18 protein-coding genes and 1 pseudogene are annotated in these 26,552 nt (G+C 39.8%); 18 read left to right on the top strand and 1 reads right to left on the bottom strand.

Annotation, left to right across the window (positions count from 1 at the left end; genetic code table 11):
* Positions 1 to 776: 776 nt before the first annotated feature.
* Complete coding sequence (gene glmS, locus E7C97_RS05820) at positions 777 to 2,585, top strand: glutamine--fructose-6-phosphate transaminase (isomerizing) (protein WP_316108442.1); 1,809 nt, start codon at positions 777 to 779, stop codon at positions 2,583 to 2,585.
* A gap of 540 nt (positions 2,586 to 3,125) precedes the next feature.
* On the opposite strand, the gene E7C97_RS05815 is transcribed toward glmS, so the two are convergent.
* Positions 3,126 to 4,610, bottom strand: a complete 1,485-nt coding sequence (locus E7C97_RS05815) for a DUF1846 domain-containing protein (RefSeq protein ID WP_316108441.1) — start codon at positions 4,608 to 4,610, stop codon at positions 3,126 to 3,128.
* 150 nt (positions 4,611 to 4,760) lie between these two features.
* On the opposite strand from E7C97_RS05815, the gene E7C97_RS05810 reads away from it, so the two are divergent.
* The 17 genes and pseudogenes from E7C97_RS05810 to E7C97_RS05730 all read left to right on the top strand — a co-directional run.
* Entirely contained in the window at positions 4,761 to 6,371 is a 1,611-nt protein-coding gene (locus E7C97_RS05810; RefSeq protein ID WP_316108440.1) for an alpha-glucosidase, read from the top strand.
* A gap of 167 nt (positions 6,372 to 6,538) precedes the next feature.
* A complete protein-coding gene (locus E7C97_RS05805; protein WP_316108439.1) occupies positions 6,539 to 8,506 on the top strand; it encodes a peptide ABC transporter substrate-binding protein in 1,968 nt (655 codons plus the stop codon).
* A 158-nt stretch (positions 8,507 to 8,664) separates the two neighbouring features.
* Positions 8,665 to 10,623, top strand: a complete 1,959-nt coding sequence (locus E7C97_RS05800) for a peptide ABC transporter substrate-binding protein (protein WP_316108438.1) — start codon at positions 8,665 to 8,667, stop codon at positions 10,621 to 10,623.
* 489 nt (positions 10,624 to 11,112) lie between these two features.
* On the top strand, positions 11,113 to 11,982 hold the full coding sequence (gene rfbA / locus E7C97_RS05795) for a glucose-1-phosphate thymidylyltransferase RfbA (protein ID WP_316108437.1): 870 nt from the start codon (positions 11,113 to 11,115) through the stop codon (positions 11,980 to 11,982).
* On the top strand, positions 11,983 to 12,576 hold the full coding sequence (locus E7C97_RS05790) for a dTDP-4-dehydrorhamnose 3,5-epimerase family protein (protein ID WP_316108436.1): 594 nt from the start codon (positions 11,983 to 11,985) through the stop codon (positions 12,574 to 12,576).
* A gap of 12 nt (positions 12,577 to 12,588) precedes the next feature.
* Positions 12,589 to 13,638: a dTDP-glucose 4,6-dehydratase gene (rfbB, locus tag E7C97_RS05785; RefSeq protein ID WP_316108435.1), complete on the top strand. Its 1,050-nt coding sequence runs from the start codon at positions 12,589 to 12,591 to the stop codon at positions 13,636 to 13,638.
* A 215-nt stretch (positions 13,639 to 13,853) separates the two neighbouring features.
* On the top strand, positions 13,854 to 14,708 hold the full coding sequence (gene rfbD, locus E7C97_RS05780) for a dTDP-4-dehydrorhamnose reductase (RefSeq protein WP_316108434.1): 855 nt from the start codon (positions 13,854 to 13,856) through the stop codon (positions 14,706 to 14,708).
* Between the two features lie 242 nt (positions 14,709 to 14,950).
* Positions 14,951 to 16,324 carry a cell division protein FtsA gene (gene ftsA / locus E7C97_RS05775; RefSeq protein ID WP_049510383.1) on the top strand — a complete coding sequence of 458 codons (1,374 nt, stop codon included), beginning with the start codon at positions 14,951 to 14,953 and terminating at the stop codon, positions 16,322 to 16,324.
* Positions 16,325 to 16,341: 17 nt separating this feature from the next.
* Entirely contained in the window at positions 16,342 to 17,598 is a 1,257-nt protein-coding gene (gene ftsZ, locus E7C97_RS05770) for a cell division protein FtsZ (RefSeq protein WP_316108433.1), read from the top strand.
* Between the two features lie 5 nt (positions 17,599 to 17,603).
* Entirely contained in the window at positions 17,604 to 18,275 is a 672-nt protein-coding gene (locus E7C97_RS05765) for a YggS family pyridoxal phosphate-dependent enzyme (protein ID WP_061863856.1), read from the top strand.
* 9 nt (positions 18,276 to 18,284) lie between these two features.
* The gene (locus E7C97_RS05760; protein ID WP_316108432.1) at positions 18,285 to 18,836 is read left to right on the top strand and encodes a cell division protein SepF; all 552 of its coding nucleotides are present in this window, start codon (positions 18,285 to 18,287) and stop codon (positions 18,834 to 18,836) included.
* Positions 18,836 to 19,099, top strand: a complete 264-nt coding sequence (locus E7C97_RS05755) for a YggT family protein (protein WP_316108431.1) — start codon at positions 18,836 to 18,838, stop codon at positions 19,097 to 19,099. Before E7C97_RS05760 ends, E7C97_RS05755 begins: the two co-directional genes overlap by 1 nt.
* Positions 19,096 to 19,880 (top strand): annotated as a pseudogene (locus E7C97_RS05750) (RNA-binding protein). The gene E7C97_RS05755 and the pseudogene E7C97_RS05750 overlap by 4 nt, the downstream one beginning before the upstream one ends.
* A gap of 8 nt (positions 19,881 to 19,888) precedes the next feature.
* Positions 19,889 to 20,143 carry a DivIVA domain-containing protein gene (locus E7C97_RS05745; RefSeq protein WP_049528916.1) on the top strand — a complete coding sequence of 85 codons (255 nt, stop codon included), beginning with the start codon at positions 19,889 to 19,891 and terminating at the stop codon, positions 20,141 to 20,143.
* Positions 20,144 to 20,159: 16 nt separating this feature from the next.
* Complete coding sequence (locus tag E7C97_RS05740) at positions 20,160 to 20,945, top strand: DivIVA domain-containing protein (protein ID WP_049503972.1); 786 nt, start codon at positions 20,160 to 20,162, stop codon at positions 20,943 to 20,945.
* A 256-nt stretch (positions 20,946 to 21,201) separates the two neighbouring features.
* The gene (gene ileS, locus E7C97_RS05735; protein WP_316108429.1) at positions 21,202 to 23,994 is read left to right on the top strand and encodes an isoleucine--tRNA ligase; all 2,793 of its coding nucleotides are present in this window, start codon (positions 21,202 to 21,204) and stop codon (positions 23,992 to 23,994) included.
* Between the two features lie 688 nt (positions 23,995 to 24,682).
* The coding region (locus E7C97_RS05730; protein ID WP_398581239.1) for a lectin-like domain-containing protein at positions 24,683 to 26,552 on the top strand (1,870 nt) is incomplete at its 3' end.

Genomic DNA, 26,552 nt, shown 5'->3' with positions numbered 1-26,552 from the left:
TGGGCTGTCTTGAAAAAGAAAGTGACAAATTTATTAAGGGAAGTCCCAAATATCTTTGAATGTTTAGAGTGCTTTTTTAAAACTAAATGACTATAAAAAGAAATGAGGACTCTCACATGACTATTAAAGTAAATTATCAAAAAACTTTTCAAAAGGAACAAGCACCTTCTCCTAAATACTAAGTAAAAGAGCGGTAACGAACGCTCTTTTTGTATGGGATTCTCAGGTAAGGGATTTAGAAAAATGCTTATGTTCATTTGATTTACTGAATGTATAAACTTCAACATCACTTCAAACAACACCTTAGTCTTAACAGGCAATCTAAAAGCAGTGCTTTGAGAAATCTGTAACTAGCTTTCTAGTTTGCTCTTTCGTTTTCATTGAGTCAGAAGTTACTTTTAGTTTTTTCTAAGGAAAATATAAGCTATGTTTTAGGAAGGGATTTTATACTGGGTTCATCAAAAAGAAATGAGGACTCTCATATGACAATGAAGATTAAAGTGAATTATCAAAAAACATTTCAAGAAGTAGTAGAAGCAGAAAAGCTTGCTACAAAATAGTAGTTATTAAGGGCGATAGAGCCCTTTTTAAATACTTGCTTTAGGCGAAATATGATAGATTTTTAGTAGATAGAATCGGCAGAATCACGCTATACCAATTTTTATTCTTGACAAGTAAAAGAAACAAGTATATACTGTTTTTGCTGATTCTGTAAAGCGAGAATTAGACTATACCAATTTAAGGGGAAAGCACAGCTTGTCTGTGTCGTATATACTATGTGTGGAATTGTTGGTGTTGTTGGAAACACAAATGCAACTGATATTTTGATTCAGGGGCTTGAAAAGCTCGAATACCGTGGTTATGATTCGGCTGGAATTTTTGTCCTAGGTGGTGCTGAAAACCATTTGGTGAAGGCTGTTGGTCGTATTGCAGAATTGTCTGCCAAGACAGAAGGTGTTGAGGGAACAACTGGTATTGGACATACTCGTTGGGCCACTCACGGGAAACCAACAGAAGACAATGCTCACCCACATCGCTCTGAGACAGGACGTTTTGTCTTGGTCCACAATGGGGTGATTGAAAATTATCTTGAAATCAAGGAAGACTACCTTGCAGGTCACCACTTCAAGGGGCAAACAGATACAGAAATCGCCGTTCACTTGATTGGAAAATTTGCAGAAGAAGACGGCTTATCAGTTCTTGGGGCCTTTAAAAAAGCTCTTCATATCATCCGCGGTTCTTATGCCTTCGCTTTGATCGACTCTGAAAATCCAGATGTCATCTACGTGGCCAAGAACAAATCACCACTTTTGATTGGTCTTGGAGATGGTTACAACATGGTCTGCTCAGATGCTATGGCTATGATTCGTGAAACTAACCAATACATGGAAATCCATGACCAAGAATTGGTAATTGTTAAGGCTGATAGCGTTGAAGTGCAAGACTATGATGGTAATAGCCATGAGCGTGCTAGCTACACTGCAGAGCTTGACTTATCAGATATCGGTAAGGGAACTTACCCTTACTACATGCTTAAGGAAATCGATGAGCAACCAACAGTGATGCGTAAGTTGATCCAAGCCTATACAGATGAGGCTGGTCAAGTAGTGGTGGACCCTGCTATCATCAAGGCTGTTCAAGAGGCAGACCGCCTCTACATTCTAGCAGCTGGGACTTCTTACCACGCAGGATTTGCTTCTAAGAAAATGTTGGAAGAATTGACAGATACGCCAGTTGAACTTGGTATCTCATCTGAGTGGGGCTACGGTATGCCACTTCTCAGCAAGAAACCACTCTTCATCTTTATCAGCCAATCTGGTGAAACAGCTGATAGCCGTCAGGTTTTGGTTAAGGCCAATGAAATGGGTATCCCAAGCTTGACAGTGACAAACGTGCCTGGTTCAACTCTGTCACGTGAAGCTAACCATACCATGCTTCTTCACGCAGGTCCTGAAATTGCCGTTGCTTCAACCAAGGCATATACTGCGCAAATCGCAGCTCTTGCCTTCCTTGCGAAAGCGGTTGGTGAAGCAAATGGCAATGAAAAAGCTAAAGCTTTCAATTTGGTTCACGAATTGTCTATCGTGGCTCAGTCTATCGAATCAACTCTCTCAGAAAAAGAATTGATTGATAGCAAGGTTCGTGACCTTCTTGAAACAACACGCAATGCCTTTTACATCGGACGTGGCCAAGATTACTACGTAGCCATGGAAGCCAGTCTTAAGCTCAAAGAAATCTCTTACATCCAGTGTGAAGGTTTTGCGGCTGGAGAACTTAAACATGGAACCATTGCTTTGATTGAAGAGGGGACACCTGTTTTGGCCCTCTTGTCAGATCCGGTTCTTGCTAACCACACTCGCGGAAATATCCAAGAAGTGGCAGCACGTGGCGCTAAGGTCCTTACTATTGCAGAAGAAAATGTTGCTAAAGATACCGATGATATTGTCCTTACGACCGTACATCCTTACCTCTCACCAATCTCAATGGTCGTACCAACACAATTGGTCGCTTACTTTGCAACCCTACACCGTGGACTTGATGTGGATAAACCACGAAACCTTGCCAAGTCAGTAACGGTAGAATAAACTAAAAAATTAAATCATAAAAAGTGAACTAAATAGTTTTCTGGAAATCAGAATGCTGTCTTGTTCACTTTTTTTGTATACTTAATGAAAATCAATGACCAAACTAAGGTGTTTAGATAGATATCTCACAGAATAGCTTAGAGATTCTAGATAAGAGTGACGCAGTCAGTCTCATTATACCAATTTGATATTGTAGAGAAAACGGATCAAGACCTCAGCCAAGATAGTTCAAGTCAAGATTGAAGAGGATTGATTCATACTCTTCGAAAATCTCTTCAAACCGCGTCAACGTCGCCTTGCCGTACTCAAGTACAGCCTGCGGCTAGTTTCCTAGTTTCCTAGTTTGCTCTTTGATTTTCATTGAGTATCACTCCTTTTAAGGATTCATTAGAAATAAATCTAAAATTAAATGTTATCCCAGTTTCTATTAAAATTAGAATTCTTTTTGAAAGCTATGCTTGTGAAAGACTGGAAAACTATAAAAAAACTCTAAGAGCTGGACGATAAGGATCCAACTCTTAGAGGAGTGAGTGTCGTATTTTACTTACGATATAAACGATCGTATTGGTAGTAGGGATCAAAGGTTACGTTAATTCCCAATTTACGGAGAACGTTCTTGTCTTCATCTGTTAAGATAATCGTAGAATGAGCTTCGCTACCTTTGAGATTTCCGAGTTCTTTCATAGCACGGTCTGCATCAGGATTCTGCATAGCTGTGATTGCAAGTGCGATAAGGATTTCATTTGAGTGGAGTCGAGGGTTACGGCTACCCAAGTGATTGATTTTCAAACCTTGAATTGGTTTCACCACTTCTGGTTCAATTAATTTTGTTTCAGCATCGATGTTAGCTGATTTCTTGATTGCATTGATCAAAGCAGCGGCTGTTGGACCAAAGAGTTCTGAGTTCTTACCAGTAACGATTTCACCAGAAGGTAATTCAAGAGCTAGAGCAGGTCCGCCTGTTTCTTCTGCTTTTTGACGTGCGGCAACAGCAACCTTACGGTCAGCTGGCGTAATGCCGAGATCATTCATGAGAAGTTCGATTTTCTTGACAGCAGACTCAGCAACTTTTTCAGCCTTGAAGTCGAGAACTGTTTGGTAGTAGCGACGGATAATTTCTTGTTTCGATGCTTCAATTGCAGCATCGTTATCAGTGATTGCAAAACCAACCATATTTACACCCATGTCAGTTGGAGATGCATAAGGAGATTCGCCCAAGATACGTTCGAGCATACGCTTGAGAACAGGGAAAATCTCGATATCACGATTGTAGTTGACTGTAGTTTCTCCATAAGTTTGGAGATGGAATGGGTCAATCATATTGACATCGTCAAGGTCTGCAGTAGCAGCCTCATAAGCCAAGTTAACCGGATGATGGAGAGGTAGATTCCAAACTGGGAAGGTTTCAAACTTAGCATAACCAGATTTGATGCCATTCAGTTGGTCGTGGTACATGTTAGACATACAAGTTGCCAACTTACCTGAACCAGGCCCAGGAGCAGTCACAACAATCAAGTTACGACTAGTTTTGATATAGTCATTTTTCCCCATACCTTCAGGAGAGATGATGTGATCCATATCTGTCGGATACCCCTTGATAGGGTAGTGAAGATAAGAGTCGATCCCATTTTTCTCTAATTGATTACGGAAGGCATCAGCTGCCGGTTGGCCTGCATATTGAGTAATGACAACTGAACCAACAAAGATACCGAGTTCATTGAATTTATCGATCAAACGAAGCACTTCTTGGTCATAAGAAATGCCCAAGTCTCCACGAGCTTTTGAGTGCTCGATATTACTAGCGTTAATAGCGATAACAACCTCAACTTGCTCCTTCAATTCTTGTAAGAGTTTGATTTTATTATCTGGTTCATATCCAGGAAGGACACGAGCAGCGTGGAAATCTTCTAGCATTTTGCCACCAAACTCCAAGTAGAGTTTGCCGTCAAATTGGTTGATGCGTTCCAAGATATGGTCGCGTTGCAGATTCAAATATTGTTCAGAACTAAAAGCTTGTTTTTTCATTTTTTTACCTCTGACTTCTATTATATAAAAAAAATAGAAGATAAGAAACTACAGAGTCACAAAAGTAAGAAAAAAAGATAAAGCAAACGCTTGCATAAACGGAAAAAAAAGTCTATGATGGAGTAAAGTGAATTTAAAAGAGGTGAAAAGATGCAAGAAAAATGGTGGCATAATGCAGTTGTCTATCAAGTCTACCCTAAAAGCTTCAAGGATAGTAATGGAGATGGGATTGGTGATTTACCAGGAATTACTAGCAAGTTAGACTATCTAGCTAAGCTAGGAATTACGGCAATTTGGCTTTCTCCAGTTTATGACAGTCCAATGGATGATAATGGTTATGATATTGCCAATTATCAAGACATCGCTTCTATCTTTGGAACCATGGAAGACATGGACCAGCTCATTGCTGAAGCCAAAAAACGAGATATTCGAATCATCATGGACTTGGTTGTCAATCATACATCCGATGAGCATGCTTGGTTTATTGAAGCGCGTGAAAATCCTGATAGTCCTGAGCGAGACTACTATATCTGGCGAGATGAACCTAACGAATTGGAGTCAATTTTCAGTGGTTCTGCCTGGCAATATGACGAAAAGGCTGGTCAATATTACCTGCACTTTTTCAGTAAGAAACAACCAGACCTTAACTGGGAAAATGAAGAACTACGCCAAAAAATCTATGAAATGATGAATTTCTGGATTGATAAAGGGATCGGTGGATTTCGTATGGACGTTATTGACATGATTGGGAAGATACCTGACCAGAAGATTGTCAACAATGGTCCTATGCTCCATCCTTATCTCAAGGAAATGAATCAGGCTACTTTCGGCGGCAAAGACCTTTTGACAGTAGGGGAAACTTGGGGGGCAAATCCAGAAGAGGCCAAGAAATATTCGAATCCAGAAGGTCAAGAGTTGTCTATGGTCTTCCAGTTTGAACATATCTGTCTTCAGTATCAGGAAGGACAACCTAAGTGGCACTACCAAAAAGAGCTAAATGTAGGGAAATTAAAAGAGATTTTCAACAAGTGGCAGACAGAATTAGGAGTTGAGGATGGCTGGAATTCCCTTTTCTGGAATAATCATGACCTTCCACGAATCGTCTCTATCTGGGGAAATGACCAAGAATACCGCGAAAAATCTGCTAAAGCGTATGCAATCTTGCTTCATCTTATGAGAGGAACACCCTATATTTATCAAGGCGAAGAAATCGGCATGACCAACTTCCCATTTGAAAGCTTGGAGCAAGTAGAAGATATTGAATCTATCAACTATGCCAAAGAAGCGCTAGAACAAGGTGTACCGCTAGAGCAAATTATGGATAGCATTCGTGTGATTGGACGCGATAATGCGCGTACCCCAATGCAGTGGGATACTACAGACTACGCTGGATTTTCAAGCGCGAAACCATGGTTAGGAGTCAATCCAAACTATGCGAAGATAAATGTAGAAGAGGCTTTAGCAAATCCAGATTCCATCTTCTATACTTATCAAAAATTAGTTCAGATTCGCAAAGAAAACAGCTGGCTAGTTCAAGCTGACTTTGAATTATTAGAAACAGCTGAGAAAGTTTTTGCTTACATCCGTAAAGATGGCGACCGTCGATTCCTAGTTGTGGCTAACTTGTCCAACCAAAAGCAAGAGTTTACAGTTGAAGAGTCAGTTAAGTCTATCTTGATTGAAAATACCTCAGTAGAAGCAGCTTTGGCTACACAGACCTTGGCTCCTTGGGATGCATTCTGTGTCGAATTGGCCAATTAAACCTAAAAAACTCAAGTATCAAAGATGCTTGAGTTTTTCTAAAATAAGTGTAGAAATTTCTTAAAAAAATATTATTTTGAATTTTCTAAAAAATTCTATGAAAACCCTTGCTTTTATAAAAAAATAGGGTATAATGGTGAAAAATAGTATTTTAAAGGAGAATACCGATGAAATCGAAAAAGTTGCTCGCAGTAGCAGGGATAACGATGAGCGCAGCTCTACTTTTAGCGGCTTGTAACAAGGCTGAGAAAAAAGCAGATGCTCCGACAACATTTTCATACGTATATGCCATCGATCCGACAACATTGGACTATAGCATTACTAGTAAAAGTTCAACATCAGACGTCATCGCCAACTTGGTCGACGGACTCTTGGAAAATGACAAATACGGAAACTTGATTCCATCTCTTGCTGAAGACTGGTCGGTTTCACAAGACGGTTTGACCTACACTTACAAGCTACGTAAAGGTGTCAAATGGTATACTTCTGAAGGAGAAGAGTACGCTGAAGTCAAGGCCCAAGACTTTGTGACTGGCTTGAAGCATGCTGCAGATGGGAAATCAGATGGTTTAACACTTATCCAAGACTCTATCAAAGGTTTGGCAGAGTATGTTAGCGGTGAGACAAATGACTTCTCAACAGTCGGTGTCAAAGCAGTTGACGATTATACAGTTGAGTATACCTTGAACAAGCCAGAAAGTTTCTGGAATTCTAAGGTGACAACGGCTACCATGCTCCCGGTTAATGAAGAATTCCTTAATTCTCAAGGGAAGGATTACGGAGCAGCAGCCCCTTCAGGTATTCTCTACAACGGTCCATATATTTTGAAGAACTTCACTTCAAAATCAGTGATTGAGTACGAAAAGAATCCAAACTACTGGGACAAGGACAATGTTAAGATTGACCACGTCAAATTGACTTTCTACGACGGTTCTGACCAAGAATCATTGATCCGTAGCTTTGCGTCAGGCTCGTATACGACAGCTCGCCTCTTCCCAACTAGTTCAAGTTTTGATTCAACTAAGAAAGAATACGGCGATAAGATTGTTTATAGCCCTCAAGAAGCGACAAGCTATTACTTTACTTTCAACGTAAATCGTCAGTCTTATAATAAAACAGCGAAGACAGATGAAGCTCAAAAAACTTCAACTAAAGAAGCCCTTCTCAATAAAAACTTCCGTCAAGCTATCAACTTTGCTCTAGACCGTCATGCCTACTCTGCACAGATGAATGGTGAAGAAGGTGCAGACAAGATTATCCGTACTAGCCTTGTGCCTTATGACTATGTACAGGTTGGTGAAAAGACCTTCGGTGAATTGGCGCAAGAACAATTGGTAACATACGGAGATCAATGGAAAGATGTTGCTTTGACAGATGGTAAGGATACTCTTTACAATCCAACAAAAGCAAAGGCCGCCCTTGAAAAAGCAAAAACAGAATTGCAAGCCAAAGGTGTAACCTTCCCAATCCATTTAGATATTCCAGTTGAACAAACTGATGTCATTGCTGTGCAACAAACCAACTCTCTCAAACAGTCTGTCGAAGCAGCACTTGGAAGTGAAAATGTTGTTATCGATGTACTTCAAATGACTGACAATGAGAAAATGAGTATCACATCTCAAGCCAAAGTGCCTTCTCAAAAAGACTATGACTTGAATGGAACTGGATGGGGGCCGGACTATCAAGACCCAGCAACCTACCTCAATATCTTAGATGCTAAGAAGGGTTCTGCTCTTAAACACTTGGGTATTACAAAAGGTAAAGATCCAGAAGTCATGGCTCAAGTTGGACTTGATGAGTATAAGAAACTCTTGGATGATGCAGCATCAGAAACAAGTGATCTTAACAAACGCTATGAAAAATATGCCAAAGCACAAGCTTGGGTATCAGATAGCTCACTTCTTATCCCTGTAGCTTCTTCAGGTGGTTCTCCGACAGTTAGCCGTACAGTGCCATTCACAAAAGCATACTCTCAAGTTGGTATCAAGGGAGATCCATTTGTATTCAAAGGCTTAGAATTGCAAAATGATATTGTAACTGCTAAAGAATACGAAGAAGCTCTCAAGAAATGGCAAAAAGAAAAAATCGAAACAAATGCCAAATACCAAAAAGAGCTAGCAAATCACGTTAAATAAATTTTGACTATCCATAAAGAAATCTTGTTTTTAGCAGGATTTCTTTCTTTTTTTCGATTGCAAATAAGAGGTCGAATAGTATATAACTTTACTTTTAGGCTAAAATTTGATAATATAATTATATGTCACAAAACCTAACATACAAGGAGAAATGAAACATGAAGCTTAAAAAACATTTGATTGGAGTGGGGTTGACGCTTGCTGCTGCGGTCCTATTGACAGCCTGTGGCCAGTCAGCATCAGACGGCAAGACATACTCGTCTACCTTTGGTGCAGATCCGACAACCTTTAACTATCTCTTGGATTACGCTGGTGATAACACTGCTATTGTAACCAACTTGGTAGATGGTTTGCTTGAAAATGATAACTACGGGAACCTCATTCCATCCCTTGCAAAAGAGTGGAGTGTTTCTAAAGACGGTTTAACTTATACCTACAAACTCCGTGAAGATGCTAAGTGGTATACTTCAGATGGAGAAGAGTATGCTCCTGTTAAAGCGCAAGACTTTGTAACTGGTATCAAGTACGCTGCTGATAACAAAGGTCAAGCTCTGGATTTGATTCAAAACTCTATCAAGGGTTTGGATGATTATGTAACAGGTGCTAATACGGACTTTTCAAATGTTGGTGTAAAAGCTATAGACGATTACACAGTTGAGTATACTTTGACTCGTCCAGAGCCATTCTGGAACTCTAAGACAACTAACAGTATCTTGTTCCCTGTAAACGAAGAATTCCTTGCTTCTAAAGGAAAAGACTTCGGAACTCTGAAACCAGATGGTATTCTTTATAGTGGACCATATTTGTTAAAAGATTTTACATCTAAGTCTTCTATCGAGTATGTGAAAAACCCACATTACTATGACCAAGAAAAGGTAACGATTGAAAAGGTAAAATTGGCCTACTTTGATGGCTCAGACCAAGACTTGACGATCCGAAACTTTGAAAGTGGCGCATACTCATCTGCAGGTGTTTATCCAAATAGTTCAAACTTTGCTAAGACAAAGGAAAAATACAAGGACAATATCGTTTATAGTTTGCAAGATGCGACATCTTGGTACTATAACTTTAACGTCAACCGCGGTGCTTATAGCCACACTGCAAAAACAAGCGATGAACAAAAACTAGCAACTCAAGCTGCAGTTTTGAATAAAAACTTCCGTCAGGCAATCAACTTCGCCATTGATCGTACAGCTTATTCAGCCCAATCAAACGGTGAAGAAGCAGCTAAGAACACTCTTCGTAACACACTTGTGCCACCGACTTTTGTACAAGTTGGAGACAAGACTTTTGGTGAAACAGTTGCTTCTAAATTGGTCAACTATGGTACACAATGGTCAAATATGAATCTTGAAGATGCTCAAGACGGTTATTTCAATAAAGAAAAAGCACAAGCCAAGTTTGCAGAAGCTAAAAAAGAATTAGAATCCCAAGGTGTGAGCTTCCCAATTCATTTGGACTTGCCTGTAGACCAGGTTAACAAGACCTTGCTTTCTGGAACAAACTCAATTAAGCAATCAATTGAATCAACGCTCGGTTCTGAAAATGTAGTGGTTGATGTTATCCAATTGTCGACAGATGATTATACAAATGCAACAGTTCAAGCACCAACTCCTGCAGATCACGACTATGATTTGAATTTGGATGGATGGTCAGCTGACTACCAAGATCCTTCAACTTACCTCAATCCTTTCAATGCTGAAGATGGATTCTATCTCAAGATTTTGGGACTTGATCCAAGCAAGGATGCTGATAAGATTACAAGTATCGGATTGGACCAATATACTCAAAAATTAAAAACAGCAGATGCAGAAAATACAGACGTAGCTAAACGCTATGAAAACTACGCAGATGCACAAGCTTGGTTGATTGATAGTTCCCTTCTAATCCCAGTTGTGTCAAACGGTGGTGGTGCTTCAGTGACTCGTGTGACACCATTTACACGCGCTTACTCACTAGTTGGTATCAAAGGAACTGGAAGCAACTACAAATACATGAGATTACAGACAGATGTTGTTACAAGCTCTCAATTTGCTGAAGCGAAGGCTAAATGGGAACAAGAACGTAAAAATTCTGTCGAAAAGAGTCAAAAAGACTTTGAAAGTCACGTGAAATAAGTATAAAGAGTGATAGTAGAACAGAAATCGGTAAGCCCAAACTTGATCTCATAGTTTAAAAGATGAAAAAAAATCTTTAGCTACCGTGATAAAGTTTCATGATCAATAAACATAAAGGTCGGGATTTTTGCCCCGACCTTTTTAACATAGCAGCCTCTTTTAAGTAAAGTTTTAGCTATTTTATCATTGGAATTTACTATTCTTGTTTTTAAGGTAAATAAAAACGATTACCAAGTGTATGTCGATGGTATCCAGTACCACTTTGTGATATAATTAAAATCACGAACAAAAGAAATTTCGACAACTAAAATAAAAAAAGATTTATCAGAGTAATATTCATAAATAAGCATTGTTCTGTTATTTTTCTCGAATAAACTACTGTACTTTTAAGTAGAAATGCTAAAATCGAGATAAAAAAGAAAAAATCATAGAACAATACCAATATAGTTAAAAATATTGTAATTTAACAGCAAAGAAAGGTACCCTATTATGAAAGGTATTATTCTCGCGGGTGGTTCGGGGACCCGTTTATATCCGTTGACTCGAGCTGCATCAAAACAACTGATGCCGGTTTATGATAAACCGATGATTTACTATCCACTTTCAACTTTGATGTTGGCTGGGATTAGGGATATTTTGATTATCTCAACTCCTCAAGATTTGCCTCGTTTCAGAGAACTTTTGCAAGATGGCTCTGAGTTTGGGATTAAACTTTCTTACGCAGAGCAACCGAGTCCAGATGGTTTGGCGCAAGCCTTTATCATTGGGGAAGAGTTTATTGGCGATGACAGCGTTGCTCTGATCTTAGGTGACAATATCTATCACGGTCCTGGCCTTTCGAAGATGCTACAAAAAGCATCTAGCAAGGAGTCAGGGGCGACTGTTTTTGGCTACCATGTGAAGGATCCAGAACGGTTTGGTGTTGTTGAGTTTGATGAAGATATGAACGCTATTTCTATCGAAGAAAAGCCAGAACATCCTCGTTCGAATTATGCAGTTACAGGCCTCTATTTCTACGATAATGATGTAGTAGAAATTGCCAAAAATATAAAACCTAGTCCTCGTGGTGAATTGGAAATTACAGACGTTAACAAGGCTTACCTAGATCGCGGAGATTTATCCGTTGAGGTTATGGGACGTGGCTTTGCTTGGTTGGATACTGGCACTCATGAAAGTTTGCTAGAGGCTTCACAGTACATCGAAACAGTCCAACGGATGCAAAATGTTCAGGTGGCAAACTTGGAAGAAATTGCTTACCGTATGGGCTATATCAGTCGAGAAGATGTGTTGGCCTTAGCTCAACCGCTTAAGAAAAATGAATACGGACAGTATCTGCTCCGTTTGATTGGAGAAGCATAGATGACAGATAATTTTTTCGGTAAGACGCTTGCAGCACGCAAGGTTGATGCAATTCCAGGTATGTTGGAGTTTGATATCCCCGTTCATGGTGATAATCGTGGCTGGTTTAAAGAAAATTTCCAAAAGGAAAAAATGCTTCCACTTGGATTTCCAGAGTCTTTCTTTGCAGAAGGAAAATTGCAAAACAATGTATCCTTCTCACGCAAAAATGTTCTTCGTGGTCTCCACGCAGAACCTTGGGATAAGTACATCTCTGTGGCAGATGGTGGGAAAGTTCTAGGTTCTTGGGTTGATTTACGTGAGGGCGAAACCTTCGGAAATACCTACCAGACAGTCATTGATGCTAGCAAGGGAATCTTTGTTCCTCGAGGGGTGGCCAATGGCTTCCAAGTCCTATCAGATACAGTTTCTTATAGTTATCTGGTCAATGACTACTGGGCTCTTGAACTCAAACCCAAGTATGCCTTTGTAAATTACGCTGATTCAAGTCTTGGCATTGAATGGGAAAATCTTTCAGAAGCAGAGGTTTCAGAAGCAGATAAAAATCATCCGCTACTTAAGGATGTAAAACCTTTGAAAAAAGAAGATTTGTAAAAAGGAAAGAATATGACTGAGTACAAAAATATTATCGTAACAGGTGGGGCTGGTTTTATCGGTTCCAACTTTGTCCACTATGTTTACAATCATTTTCCAGATGTTCATGTGACAGTATTGGATAAGTTGACCTATGCTGGAAACCGCGCGAATATTGAGGAAATTTTAGGTGATCGTGTTGAGTTAGTTGTTGGTGACATTGCGGATGCAGACTTGGTAGACAAGTTGGTAGCTCAAGCGGATGCTATCGTTCACTATGCGGCGGAAAGTCACAATGATAATTCGCTCAATGATCCATCACCATTTATCCATACTAACTTCATCGGAACCTATACTCTTTTAGAAGCTGCTCGTAAGTATGATATTCGCTTCCACCATGTATCGACAGATGAAGTTTATGGGGATCTCCCTCTACGTGAGGATTTGCCAGGTCATGGTGAAGGTCCAGGTGAGAAATTTACCGCTGAAACTAAATATAACCCGAGCTCTCCTTACTCATCAACTAAGGCAGCTTCAGACTTGATTGTCAAAGCCTGGGTACGTTCTTTTGGAGTCAAGGCAACGATTTCTAACTGTTCAAATAACTACGGTCCTTATCAGCACATTGAAAAATTTATCCCACGGCAGATTACCAACATCCTAAGTGGCATTAAGCCAAAACTGTACGGTGAAGGTAAGAACGTTCGTGACTGGATTCACACCAATGACCATTCTTCAGGTGTATGGACAATCTTGACAAAAGGTCAAATTGGTGAAACCTACTTGATTGGGGCTGATGGTGAAAAGAACAACAAGGAAGTCTTGGAACTTATCCTTAAGGAAATGGGACAATCTGCCGATGCCTACGATCATGTAACTGACCGTGCAGGACATGACCTTCGTTATGCAATAGATGCAAGCAAGCTACGTGATGAGTTGGGTTGGAAACCAGAATTCACAAATTTTGAACAAGGTCTCAAAGAAACGATTCGATGGTACAAAGATAATCAAGAATGGTGGCAAGGAGAAAAAGAAGCTGTTGAAGCTAACTACGCTAAGACACAAGAGGTTCTTGAAAAATAAAAAGCGGTGGGACAGAAATCGATAGACAAAATCTCAATTTCCTAGTCCCAGCCCCTCGAAGATGATTAGGAGTTTTTGAAGTCTAAAAGTCAAACAAAAAGTCCAATTAGCTACCGCGTCAAAGTTTGATTGCTAATAAAAAGTGAGGTAGGGATTTTTTGTCCCAACCTCTATTGCTATACCGAAGAATTGTGAATCAGTTGAAAGGAAGAAAAATGATTTTAATTACAGGGGCAAATGGCCAATTAGGAACGGAACTTCGTTATTTGTTAGATGAGCGTAATGAAGAATACGTTGCTGTTGATGTGGCTGAGATGGATATTACCGATGCAGAGATGGTTGAGAAAGTTTTTGAAGAGGTGAAACCGACTTTAGTCTACCACTGTGCTGCCTACACAGCTGTTGATGCAGCAGAGGATGAAGGGAAAGAATTGGACTTTGCCATCAATGTTACGGGAACAGAAAATGTCGCAAAAGCATCCGAAAAGCATGGTGCAACTCTAGTCTACATCTCTACAGATTATGTCTTTGACGGTAAGAAACCAGTTGGACAAGAGTGGGAAGTGGATGACAAACCAGATCCTCAAACTGAATATGGTCGTACTAAGCGTATGGGAGAAGAGCTTGTAGAAAAACACGTTTCAAACTTCTATATTATCCGTACTGCCTGGGTTTTTGGAAATTACGGCAAAAACTTTGTCTTCACGATGCTAAATCTTGCTAAAACTCATAAGACATTGACAGTTGTAAATGATCAACATGGTCGACCAACCTGGACGCGTACCTTGGCCGAGTTCATGACTTTCCTAGCTGAAAATCGCAAGGAATTTGGTTATTATCATTTGTCAAATGATGCGACGGAAGACACAACTTGGTATGACTTTGCAGTTGAAATTTTGAAGGATACAGATGTTGAAGTCAAGCCAGTGGACTCAAGCCAATTTCCTGCCAAAGCTAAACGTCCACTAAACTCAACGATGAGCCTTGCCAAAGCCAAAGCTACTGGGTTTGTCATCCCAACTTGGCGAGATGCCTTGAAAGAATTCTACAAACAAGACCTTAAAAAATAGCCTTACTGGAGGCCAAAATGTATACAGAAAGAGAGAGAAGAGAGATTCTCTTTCTTTTTTTATTTGCTCGTATATGCAATCGTCGGATAATTATAAAAATTCAAGAAAAAGCTTGTTTAAATGTTAGAAAATTCGAGCACGAATGTATTTTTTGTGTTATAATATTCTGTGAGTAGTTATACCTTGGTGTAGCTATTAAAAATAGAAGTGTGAAACTGGGAAGATAGAGAGGACGCAGTGTAATGACTAGGAATGGTTTTTTTACAGGCTTAGATATCGGAACTAGCTCTATTAAAGTGTTGGTTGCAGAGCTTGTAAATGGTGAAGTAAATGTAATTGGCGTTAGTAATGCCAAAAGTAAGGGTGTTAAAGATGGGATTATCGTTGACATCGAAGCAGCAGCGACTGCTATTAAGTCTGCAATTTCTCAAGCAGAAGAAAAAGCAGGAATTTCAATCAAGTCTGTAAACGTTGGCTTGCCAGCTAATTTGCTACAAGTGGAGCCAACTCAAGGTATGATTCCAGTGACATCAGATACAAAAGAAATTACGGATCAAGATGTCGAAAATGTCGTCAAATCAGCCTTGACTAAAAGTATGACTCCAGACCGTGAAGTTATCACCTTTATTCCAGAGGAATTTGTCGTAGATGGATTCCAAGGAATTCGTGATCCTCGCGGGATGATGGGTGTGCGTTTGGAAATGCGCGGTCTCTTGTACACTGGCCCACGTACGATCCTCCACAATCTTCGTAAAACTGTTGAGCGTGTAGGCGTTCAAGTCGATAACGTGATTATTTCACCTCTTGCAATGGTTCACTCTGTCTTGAATGAAGGTGAACGTGAGTTTGGTGCGACTGTTATCGACATGGGTGGTGGTCAAACGACTGTTGCCACTATTCGCAACCAAGAACTTCAATATACAAATGTCAACCAAGAGGGTGGCGATTATGTCACAAAAGACATTTCAAAAGTTCTTAAGACTTCTAAGAAAATTGCAGAAGGTCTAAAACTGAACTATGGGGAAGCTTATCCACCGCTAGCTAGCAAGGAAACATTCCAAGTTGAAGTGATCGGTGAAGTTGAGCCAGTTGAAGTGACTGAAGAATACTTGGCTGAGATTATTTCAGCGAGACTTAAGCATATTTTTGAGCAAATTAAGCAAGACTTGGAAAGACGTCACCTGTTAGACTTGCCAGGAGGTATTGTCTTAATTGGTGGGAATGCCCTTCTTCCAGGTGTCGTTGAATTGGCCCAAGAAGTATTTGGAGTACGCGTTAAGTTATTCGTGCCAAATCAAGTTGGGATTCGCAACCCTGCTTTTGCCCATGTCATCAGTTTGTCAGAATTCGCTGGTAGTCTTACTGAAGTGAATGTTTTGGCACAACGAGCAATTCGAGGTGACGAAAGTTTACGCCACCAACCGATTGACTTTAGAAGTTCAGCTCAACCAGTTTCACCTGTTTCTCCACGACCAGTATTTAATACAGTGACAACTCCTGAGCCTGAAACAACTCAATCTGTTGAACCAGTAGCTCCTCTTCAATCAGAAGAAAAGAGCAAAGGTAAATTAACGGATCGTTTCCGTAGCTTGATTGGAAGCATGTTTGACGAATAAAATAGAGGAATATAAATATGACATTTTCATTTGATACAGCAGCTGCACAAGGTGCAGTCATTAAAGTAATCGGTGTCGGCGGTGGTGGTGGAAATGCCATCAACCGTATGGTTGACGAAGGCGTTTCCGGCGTTGAATTTATCGCAACCAACACAGATGTACAGGCCTTGAGCAGTACAAAAGCTGAGACAGTTATTCAGCTCGGTCCTAAATTGACTCGCGGACTTGGTGCAGGAGGTCAACCTGAAGTTGGTCGTAAAGCTGCAGAAGAAAGCGAAGAAGTATTGACAGAAGCAATCAGCGGTGCTGATATGGTCTTCATCACTGCTGGTATGGGTGGTGGTTCTGGTACAGGTGCTGCACCAGTTATCGCTCGTATTGCAAAAAGCCTCGGAGCTTTGACAGTAGGTGTTGTAACTCGTCCATTTGGTTTTGAAGGAAGCAAACGTGGACAATTTGCTATCGAAGGGATTAACGAACTTCGTGAGCATGTTGATACACTCTTGATTATCTCAAACAACAACTTGCTAGAAATCGTTGACAAGAAAACACCACTTCTTGAAGCATTGAGTGAAGCAGATAACGTTCTTCGTCAAGGTGTACAAGGGATTACAGATTTGATTACAAATCCTGGTTTGATTAACTTGGACTTTGCAGACGTTAAGACTGTTATGGCCAATAAAGGTAATGCCCTTATGGGGATTGGTATCGGTAGCGGTGAAGAACGTGTTGTAGAAGCTGCTCGTAAAGCAATCTACTCACCACTTCTTGAAACAACTATCGATGGTGCAGAAGATGTGATTGTCAACGTAACTGGTGGTTTGGACTTGACTTTGATTGAGGCTGAAGAAGCATCAGAAATTGTTAACCAAGCAGCTGGTCATGGTGTTAACATCTGGCTTGGAACATCTATTGATGAGACAATGAAAGACGAAATCCGCGTGACAGTTGTTGCGACAGGAGTACGTCAGGATAAAGTTGAGAAAGTTGTAACTGCTCAACCACGCCAAACAACCCACCGTGAACCTGCTCGAACTAGCCATGCACAAACTTTTGATCGTAATTTTGATATGGCTGATACAGTAGAAATTCCAACTCCAAGTTATCGCCGTCAAGAAGCACCAAAGACATCAGCTTTTGGTGACTGGGACTTGAGACGCGATGCCATCGTTCGTCAAGGAGAACCAGTTGTTTCTCCAGTGGAACGTTTTGAAGTTCCAGCAGCGACAGATGAAGACGAGTTGGAAACACCACCATTCTTTAAAAATCGTTAATGAAGATGAATTTAAAAGAAAATACGAACCTTGTTTTTCAACAGATATCGAATGCAGTTCAGGAAGCCGGTCGTGAAAACGATTCGGTTTCTGTGATTGCGGTGACCAAATATGTAGATGTTGAAACAGCCTCAGCTTTGGTTTCGCAAGGAGTGCAACACATTGGTGAGAACCGTGTTGATAAATTTCTTGACAAGTATCATGCTCTGAGTGATAAGAATCTTACCTGGCATTTGATTGGAACCTTACAGAGACGTAAAGTCAAGGAAGTTATTTCTTATGTGGATTATTTTCATGCTTTAGATTCCTTAAAGCTAGCTCAGGAAATTCAAAAACGAGCGGACCACAAGATTAAGTGCTTTTTGCAAGTAAATATTTCTAAGGAAGAAAGTAAGCACGGTTTTTCGAAAGAAGAATTGTTAGCTCTCTTACCAGAACTTTCAGAATTAGACCAGATTGAGTATGTGGGTCTGATGACTATGGCTCCATTTGAAGCAACTAGTCAAGAGTTACTAGACATATTTAAAGAAACGCAAGAATTGCAAAAAACCATTCAAGAAAAACATCTCCCTAATATGCCGATGACCGAACTAAGTATGGGTATGAGTCGAGACTTCAAAGAAGCGATTCAATGTGGTTCAACTTTCGTTCGAATCGGTACAGCATTTTTTAAATAGGAAATAACCATGTCACTAAAAGATAAATTTGATAAGTTTATAGATTATTTCACTGAAGATGGAGAAGAGGTGGCACCAAGCGTTGCTGAATTAAAGTCTGAACAAACCTTAACTTCAGTTTCGGCTCCAAAGGAAGAACTTCTACGAGCTCAACAATCACCACAATCTTCACAAGTGAATTCTAAAGAGAAAAATATTACGCGCCTTCATGCTCGTCAGCAAGAGTTGGCGATGCAGAGCCATCGTAGCACAGAAAAGGTAACTATTGATGTTCGTTATCCTCGTCGCTACGAAGATGCAACAGATATCGTTGATTTGTTGGCAGGCAACGAAAGTATTCTCATTGACTTCCAATATATGACTGAAGTACAAGCACGCCGCTGTCTAGATTACTTAGATGGAGCTCGTCATGTGCTAGCTGGTGAATTGAGAAAAGTTGCAAATACTATGTATCTTTTGACACCAGTAGGAGTTGTGGTTAATATTGAAGACATTCGCTTGCCTGATGGTTCTCACGGTGAAGAGTTTGATTTTGATATGAAGAGAAATCGAGTGAAGTAATGATTTTTCTAATTCGTTTAATACAGAATGCTGCAACTATCTATTCATGGATACTTGTAACTTTTGCTCTATTATCTTGGTTACCCAATGCCTATGATACAGCACTAGGTCGTTTGTTAACTAGCTTAGTCAAACCGATCCTTCAACCCTTGAGACGTTTGCCGCTAAGGGTTGGTGGTTTTGATTTTACAGTTTGGGTGGCTGTCATTTTAGTTCATTTAGTCGGTAACTATCTGATCCGTTTTCTTTTAATACTAGCATGAGAAAAGATATTTATCAGCATTTCTCAGTCGAGGATATTCCTTTCATTGATAAAGGATTGGAGTGGCTTAGGCAGGTAGAAGAGCACTACGCTCCCATCCTAACTCCCTTTATCAACCCCATCAGGTCTTTATTTTAAAGACATTGGGGAATCATCAAGGGATTCAAGTTTTTTCAAGCAACGATTTTGTACCTAGTGAGTATAGCCGTGTGCTTCTTGCACCAGATTATTTCATACCGACTTTGATGGACTTTGAAATGGAATTGCTTGAGATTGTTTATTCTAGTAAGTTCGACCAATTGACACATGCCAAGATTTTAGGAACTGTTCTGAATCGTTTGGGAATTGATCGCAAATTGTTTGGTGATATTTTAGTTACGGAGAATAGAGCCCAAATCATTGTGGACCAAACATTCACTTCTCTCTTTCAAGATGGGATTCAAAAGATTGCTAGATTACCTGTCAAACTAGAAGTCGTATCTTTTGAAGAATTGGTAGAAGCCGTGAGTGATTATCAGGAAAAGGAAGTTTTAGTTCCGAGTATGCGCTTGGATGCTTTCTTATCAAATGTTCTGAAATTGTCTCGCTCGCAGACAGCTGATTTATTAGAAAGAAAATATGTTCAGGTAAATTACCATCTGGTTGAAAAATCTGACTACCAAGTTAAGTTAGGTGATTTAGTAAGTGTCAGACGTTTTGGACGGATTATCTTACTCAAAGAAAATGGTCAAACCAAAAAAGATAAGAAAAAAATAACAGTCCAATTACTACTAAGTAAGTGAGAAGAAAAATGTCGATTACACCACAAGAAATTATTGATAAAGCTTTCTCCATTAAATTCAGAGGCTATAATAAGGAAGAAGTTGACGAATTTTTGGATAAGATTTATTTTGACTATGAGGAACTAGTCCGTTACAAGGATGAAACTGAAGTCTATATCAAAAGATTAGAAGAACGTCTTTCGTCTTTTACTGATGATTTTCCTAAAAGAACAGTGACAAACGAGCAAGAACCAGAACCATTGAATGATTCTATTTTTTATTAAGTAAGTGAGGAAAAATATGCCAATTACATCGTTAGAAATCAAGGATAAAACCTTTAGTACCAAGTTTAGAGGTTTTAATCCTGAAGAAGTTGATGAATTTCTAGATATTGTTGTTCGTGATTATGAAACGCTTGTTCGTAGTAACCATGAAAAAGAGCAACACATTAAAAATTTAGAGGAACGTTTGTCTTATTTCGATGAGATTAAGGAGTCATTGAGCCAGTCTGTATTGATTGCTCAAGATACTGCAGAACGTGTCAAACAAGCTGCCAATGAACGCTCTCAAAATATCCTTAAACAGGCTGAACAAGATGCTCAGCGTCTGCTTGATGAAGCTAAGTATAAGGCTAATGAAATCTTGCGTCAAGCTACGGATAATGCTAAGAAGGTTGCAGTAGAGACAGAAGAATTAAAGAATAAGAGCCGTGTCTTCCATCAACGTTTGAAATCTACGATTGAGAGTCAATTGGCCATTGTAGACTCTTCTGACTGGGAAGAAATTTTGCGTCCGACAGCAACTTACCTTCAAACAAGTGACGAAGCTTTTAAAGAAGTTGTCGGAGAAGTTTTGGGTGAAGATGTAACTGGATATCATGATGAAGAACCAATTGACATGACTCGTCAGTTTTCACCAGAGGAAGTAGCAGAGCTCCAAGCTCGCATTGAAGCAGCTAATCGAGAATTGGCTGAATCACAAAAAGAAACAGTTCCAGATACTGCTAGTTCAGTAGTAGAAGGAGTCGTTTCTTCAAACCAAGATTCTCAACCAGCACCCTTGACAGAATCTATTGATCTTTTATAAGAAAGAAAATCTGAGAACAAGATCTAACCAAACATATTTACAGCGAGTAGGCGACGGTGGAAGTCCTACAATCCCTGTTGATTAGATTATCCTCTCAAGTTATCAAGTCTGAAGTTAGTAGGATTTGACGTTTCCCACGTTACGGGAAAAGAGGGAGAAAGACTAGTTCTTTTTCCGAACAAAGGTGGTACCACGATTTTCGTCCTTTTTAGCGAGTCGTGGTTTTTATTTTGTCTATATAAAAAAAGGAGATATCATGAAACTCAAAGAAACTTTAAATCTTGGGAAAACTGACTTCCCAATGCGTGCAGGCCTTCCAACCAAAGAGCCAGTTTGGCAAAAAGAATGGGAAGAAGCAAAATTGTACCAACGCCGTCAAGAATTAAATGAAGGAAAACCTCATTTCACTCTTCATGATGGCCCTCCATACGCTAACGGAAATATCCACGTTGGTCATGCTATGAACAAGATTTCAAAAGATATCATTGTTCGTTCTAAGTCTATGTCAGGATTCTACGCACCATACATCCCAGGTTGGGATACACACGGACTACCAATCGAGCAAGTTTTGGCAAAACAAGGTGTCAAACGTAAAGAGATGGATTTGGTTGAATACTTGAAACTTTGCCGTGAATACGCTCTTTCTCAAGTAGATAAACAAAGCGAAGACTTCAAACGTTTAGGTGTTTCTGGTGACTGGGAAAATCCATATGTAACTTTGACCCCTGACTATGAAGCAGCGCAAATTCGTGTCTTCGGTGAGATGGCTAACAAAGGCTATATCTACCGTGGTGCCAAGCCAGTTTACTGGTCATGGTCATCTGAGTCAGCTCTTGCTGAAGCAGAGATTGAATACCACGATTTGGTATCAACATCACTTTACTATGCCAATAAGGTCAAGGATGGCAAAGGTGTGTTAGACACTGATACTTACATCGTTGTCTGGACAACAACTCCATTTACTATCACTGCTTCTCGTGGTTTGACTGTTGGTGCAGATATTGATTACGTTTTGGTTCAACCTGCTGGTGAAACTCGTAAGTTTGTGGTTGCTGCTGAATTGTTGAACAGCTTGTCTGAGAAATTTGGCTGGGCTGATGTTCAAGTTTTAACAACTTACCGTGGTTCAGAATTGAACCATATCGTGACAGAACACCCATGGGATACTGCAGTAGATGAACTCGTTATCCTTGGTGACCACGTTACAACTGACTCAGGTACAGGTATCGTCCATACAGCTCCTGGTTTTGGTGAGGACGACTACAATGTCGGTGTTGCTAATGGTCTAGAAGTTGCAGTGACTGTTAACGAACGCGGGCTTATGATGGCTAATGCTGGTGCTGAGTTTGAAGGCCAATTCTATGATAAGGTTGTTCCAACGGTTATTGAAAAATTAGGAAATCTTCTTCTTGCCCAAGAAGAAATCTCTCACTCATACCCATTTGACTGGCGTACGAAAAAACCAATCATCTGGCGTGCAGTTCCACAATGGTTTGCTTCAGTATCAAAATTCCGTCAAGAAATCCTGGATGAAATTGAAAAAGTGAAATTCCATTCAGAATGGGGTAAAGTCCGTCTTTACAACATGATCCGTGACCGTGGTGACTGGGTCATCTCACGTCAACGTGCCTGGGGAGTTCCTCTTCCAATCTTCTACGCAGAAGACGGCACACCAATCATGACAGCTGAAACGATTGAACATGTAGCTCAACTCTTTGAAGAGCATGGTTCAATCATCTGGTGGGAACGTGATGCTAAAGACCTCTTACCAGATGGATTTACACATCCAGGTTCACCAAATGGAGAGTTCAAGAAAGAAACTGACATCATGGACGTATGGTTTGACTCAGGTTCATCATGGAATGGTGTCGTGGTTAACCGTCCAGAACTTAAATATCCAGCTGATCTCTACCTTGAAGGTTCTGACCAATACCGTGGTTGGTTCAACTCATCACTTATCACCTCTGTTGCCAACCATGGTGTGGCACCATACAAACAGATCTTGTCACAAGGTTTTGCCCTTGACGGTAAAGGTGAAAAGATGTCTAAATCTCTTGGAAATACCATTGCTCCAAGTGATGTTGAAAAACAATTTGGTGCGGAAATCTTGCGTCTCTGGGTAACCAGTGTTGACTCAAGCAATGACGTGCGTATCTCAATGGATATCTTGAGCCAAGTTTCTGAAACTTACCGTAAGATCCGTAACACTCTTCGTTTCTTGATTGCTAACACATCTGACTTTAACCCAGCTGAGGATGCAGTTGCTTACGAAGAACTTCGTTCAGTTGACAAGTATATGACCATTCGTTTTAACCAGCTTGTGAAAACAATTCGTGATGCTTATGCTGACTTTGAATTTTTGACAATCTATAAAGCACTAGTGAACTTTATCAACGTTGACTTGTCAGCCTTCTACCTTGATTTTGCCAAAGATGTTGTCTACATCGAAGGTGCCAAATCATTGGAACGCCGTCAAATGCAAACAGTCTTCTATGATATTTTGGTGAAAATCACTAAGCTTTTGACACCAATCCTTCCTCACACTGCGGAAGAAATTTGGTCATATCTTGAGTTTGAATCTGAAGATTTTGTTCAATTGTCAGAATTGCCAGAAGCTCAAACATTTGCTAACCAAGAGGAAATCTTGGACACATGGGCAGCCTTCATGGACTTCCGTGGACAAGCTCAAAAAGCCTTGGAAGAAGCTCGTAATGAAAAAGTCATCGGTAAATCTCTTGAAGCACACTTGACAGTTTATCCTAACGAAGTCGTTAAAACTCTTCTTGGAGCTGTTGATAGCAATGTTGCTCAACTTTTGATCGTCTCAGAATTGACTATCGCAGAAGGTGTAGCTCCAGAAGGTGCAGTAGCCTTTGAAGATGTAGCTTTCACTGTAGAACGTGCAGCTGGTGAAGTGTGTGATCGTTGCCGTCGTATTGATCCAACTACTGCAGATCGCAGCTACCATGCAACCATCTGTGACCACTGCGCAAGCATCGTTGAAGAAAACTTTGCGGAAGCAGTTGCTGAAGGATTTGAAGCTAAATAATTTTATATACTGGAGGTTGGGACAAAAGATCCCGACCTCATTTTTATTAGCAATCAAACTTTGACGCGGTAGATGATTGAACTTTTTGTTCGTCTTTTATACTCTTCGAAAATCAAATTCAAACCACGTCAGCTCTATCTGCAACCTCAAAACAGTGTTTTGAGCAACCTGCGGCTAGCTTCCTAGTTTGCTCTTTGATTTTCATTGAGTATTGGACTCCAAAAATCTCCTAATCATCCTCGCGGGGCTGGTACTACGAAATCGAGATTTTGTCTATTGATTTCTGTCCCACCGCCTTTTTTATGGAGTGAATACTCTCTTATTTTAGAAAATAGAAACTAAAATGGTTTTAAATTTAAAATAAACTATTTTTGTAAAAACATGTATACAACTACAAATAAAATAAAAATAAGTTTTAAAAAAACACATAAAGTATAAAATTCAATAAAAGTCACTATTTTCAAGGTTTTTCAGAAATATTTAAGCTTATTTTGACGTAAAAAATACTCTGATTTCATCGAAAAAATACTTGAATTTATAAGTTGAAAAGGGTACCAAACATATTTTTTTATAGAAAATAACATTTTTTAAAAAAGAAGACAAATAATTTGAATATTTAAAGCGAATGAGTTATAATGGCTATGTATGTAGTATACACTATAGCAAAAATAAAAAAGGAGAATATGTGATGTATTTTAACCGTAAAAATGCGGAACAAAAGAACTGGCGAATGATCAAAAAAGGAAAACATTTCTTGTTTGGTTGTTCGCTAGTATTTGCAGTTGGAGCAACTTTAGCTACTCCAACGGTTCACGCTGATAATGTAGAAGCTAAGGCAGAAGCTACAACTTCAGCAACACAAGCTGAACCTACTGCAGAGGCGCCTACCTATGCGGCACCAGCAGCAACTAGCCCAGCAGAGACTGCTCCAGTAGAAGCAAATTCTGTAACAACTGCAGTTTCTGTTGACAAGTCTCAACTAGAAGCTGTTTTAGTACAAGCTAAAGCTAAAAACTTGGATGGTCAAGAAGCTTCAGTTAAAGCTGAAGTAGCAGCTGCAATTGCAGAAGCAGAAGCATTAGTTGCGAACGGTTCAGCAAGCCAAGAACAAGTAAACCAAAGTGTTGAACGTTTGACTCAAGCTGTGGCAAGTGTGAAGGAAGTTACTGAAGCGACAGCTGAGAAAACATCAGAAGCAACTACAGAGTCTTCTGCTACTCCTAAAGTAAGAAGCAAACGTGCGACTACTGAAGGAACAACACGTTCAGTTGATGAAACGAGACTTGATCGTGTTACAGTGACAAAAGATAACTTTGATAGTTTCTTTAAAGAAGGTGGTACAGCAAACTATGACGAAACTTCTGGTACCATCAAATTGACAGATGACGTGTCAGGTCAAGTTGGTAGTGCTTATCTTCGTTTCAAAATCGACCCTAAAGAAGACTTTACCTTTACTGGTAAAGTAGATATTGGTAACAAGTATGAGGGCCATAAGGTCGATAATCGTCCTGGTGGTGACGGAGTTGGTTTCGTCTTCCATACAGGTAATGTTGATAAAATAGGTCAATCAGGTGCATCGATTGGTATGGGGGGAATACCGGCGGCATTTGGTTTTAAACTTGACTCATGGCATAACACCTCTAATCCAAATGCCGATCAAAAAGCAATAGCTGACCCTAAAAATTTTAGTGGATGGAATAATAGTGCCTTTGGTGCCTTCTATTCATCAAATAATGCAGGTAAAGTAGATACTATTAAAGATGCAAAAGCATTAAATCCAGCCCCAAATGGTGATTGGGTTGATTTTAAAATCAACTATAGTGGATCAAAAAAAGAATTTACAGTTACCTATGGTACTCAAACTTGGACAACTAAAATTGCTAAAAATAGTAGCAGTATGAGTGTCAACTCTAGAAATTCTCTTTCTGATCCCAATGCTACCTATGCTCTTTCATTCCTAGGAAGTACAGGTTCTGGTACCAACTTGCAACGTGTACAAATTGAAAAATTTGAATTTACAGCCCCACAAATTGTACAAGTAGCTTTCTATGATGAATCAGGAAAAGAGATTGCAGCAAGTAGTGCGATTCCTGGAAATAGAGATGAAGTTATTAACTTGAACTCTGTTGAAGCAGTTCAAAAAGCTATTAGCAAATTAGATGCTAAAGGGTATACACTAAAAGAAGTTAATTCTGAAAAAGCAGAAACCTACAATGCTGGTGCTAATACTGTAACGCTTAGAAGTGGCGGACAGTTCTTAAAGTATATATTTAAGGAAAAAGAAAAACAAGCAGCTAGCATTCAAGCGCCAACAAATAAAGTTCCAGTTAAAAATACAACAGCCTTGACTAATGATGAAAAATCTTCAGTAGAAGCAGCAGTTAAAGCAGTAAATCCAAAGGCTTCAAAAGTTGAAGTTGCTACAGATGGTGCAGCAACAGTAACCTTTGAAGATGGCTCAACAGCAACTCTTACAGGTGCTCAAACAGTTAAAGAAGCTGATTCTAAAGGTGTTAAAGCTCCAACGACTAAGACACCAGTTCAAGATACAACAGCCT

Origin of the sequence: Streptococcus sp., assembly GCF_032481935.1 — a bacterium.
Lineage (GTDB): Bacteria > Bacillota > Bacilli > Lactobacillales > Streptococcaceae > Streptococcus.
The sequence above is the reverse complement of the archived record's forward strand: the minus strand, read 5'-3'. Positions and strand labels throughout refer to the sequence as shown.

Coding starts and splice junctions, on each gene's coding strand:
- glmS (WP_316108442.1), top strand. CDS start 777: ATGTGTGGAATTGTTGGTGTTGTTGGAAACACAAATGCAACTGATATT.
- E7C97_RS05815 (WP_316108441.1), bottom strand. CDS start 4,610: ATGAAAAAACAAGCTTTTAGTTCTGAACAATATTTGAATCTGCAACGC.
- E7C97_RS05810 (WP_316108440.1), top strand. CDS start 4,761: ATGCAAGAAAAATGGTGGCATAATGCAGTTGTCTATCAAGTCTACCCT.
- E7C97_RS05805 (WP_316108439.1), top strand. CDS start 6,539: ATGAAATCGAAAAAGTTGCTCGCAGTAGCAGGGATAACGATGAGCGCA.
- E7C97_RS05800 (WP_316108438.1), top strand. CDS start 8,665: ATGAAGCTTAAAAAACATTTGATTGGAGTGGGGTTGACGCTTGCTGCT.
- rfbA (WP_316108437.1), top strand. CDS start 11,113: ATGAAAGGTATTATTCTCGCGGGTGGTTCGGGGACCCGTTTATATCCG.
- E7C97_RS05790 (WP_316108436.1), top strand. CDS start 11,983: ATGACAGATAATTTTTTCGGTAAGACGCTTGCAGCACGCAAGGTTGAT.
- rfbB (WP_316108435.1), top strand. CDS start 12,589: ATGACTGAGTACAAAAATATTATCGTAACAGGTGGGGCTGGTTTTATC.
- rfbD (WP_316108434.1), top strand. CDS start 13,854: ATGATTTTAATTACAGGGGCAAATGGCCAATTAGGAACGGAACTTCGT.
- ftsA (WP_049510383.1), top strand. CDS start 14,951: ATGACTAGGAATGGTTTTTTTACAGGCTTAGATATCGGAACTAGCTCT.
- ftsZ (WP_316108433.1), top strand. CDS start 16,342: ATGACATTTTCATTTGATACAGCAGCTGCACAAGGTGCAGTCATTAAA.
- E7C97_RS05765 (WP_061863856.1), top strand. CDS start 17,604: ATGAATTTAAAAGAAAATACGAACCTTGTTTTTCAACAGATATCGAAT.
- E7C97_RS05760 (WP_316108432.1), top strand. CDS start 18,285: ATGTCACTAAAAGATAAATTTGATAAGTTTATAGATTATTTCACTGAA.
- E7C97_RS05755 (WP_316108431.1), top strand. CDS start 18,836: ATGATTTTTCTAATTCGTTTAATACAGAATGCTGCAACTATCTATTCA.
- E7C97_RS05745 (WP_049528916.1), top strand. CDS start 19,889: ATGTCGATTACACCACAAGAAATTATTGATAAAGCTTTCTCCATTAAA.
- E7C97_RS05740 (WP_049503972.1), top strand. CDS start 20,160: ATGCCAATTACATCGTTAGAAATCAAGGATAAAACCTTTAGTACCAAG.
- ileS (WP_316108429.1), top strand. CDS start 21,202: ATGAAACTCAAAGAAACTTTAAATCTTGGGAAAACTGACTTCCCAATG.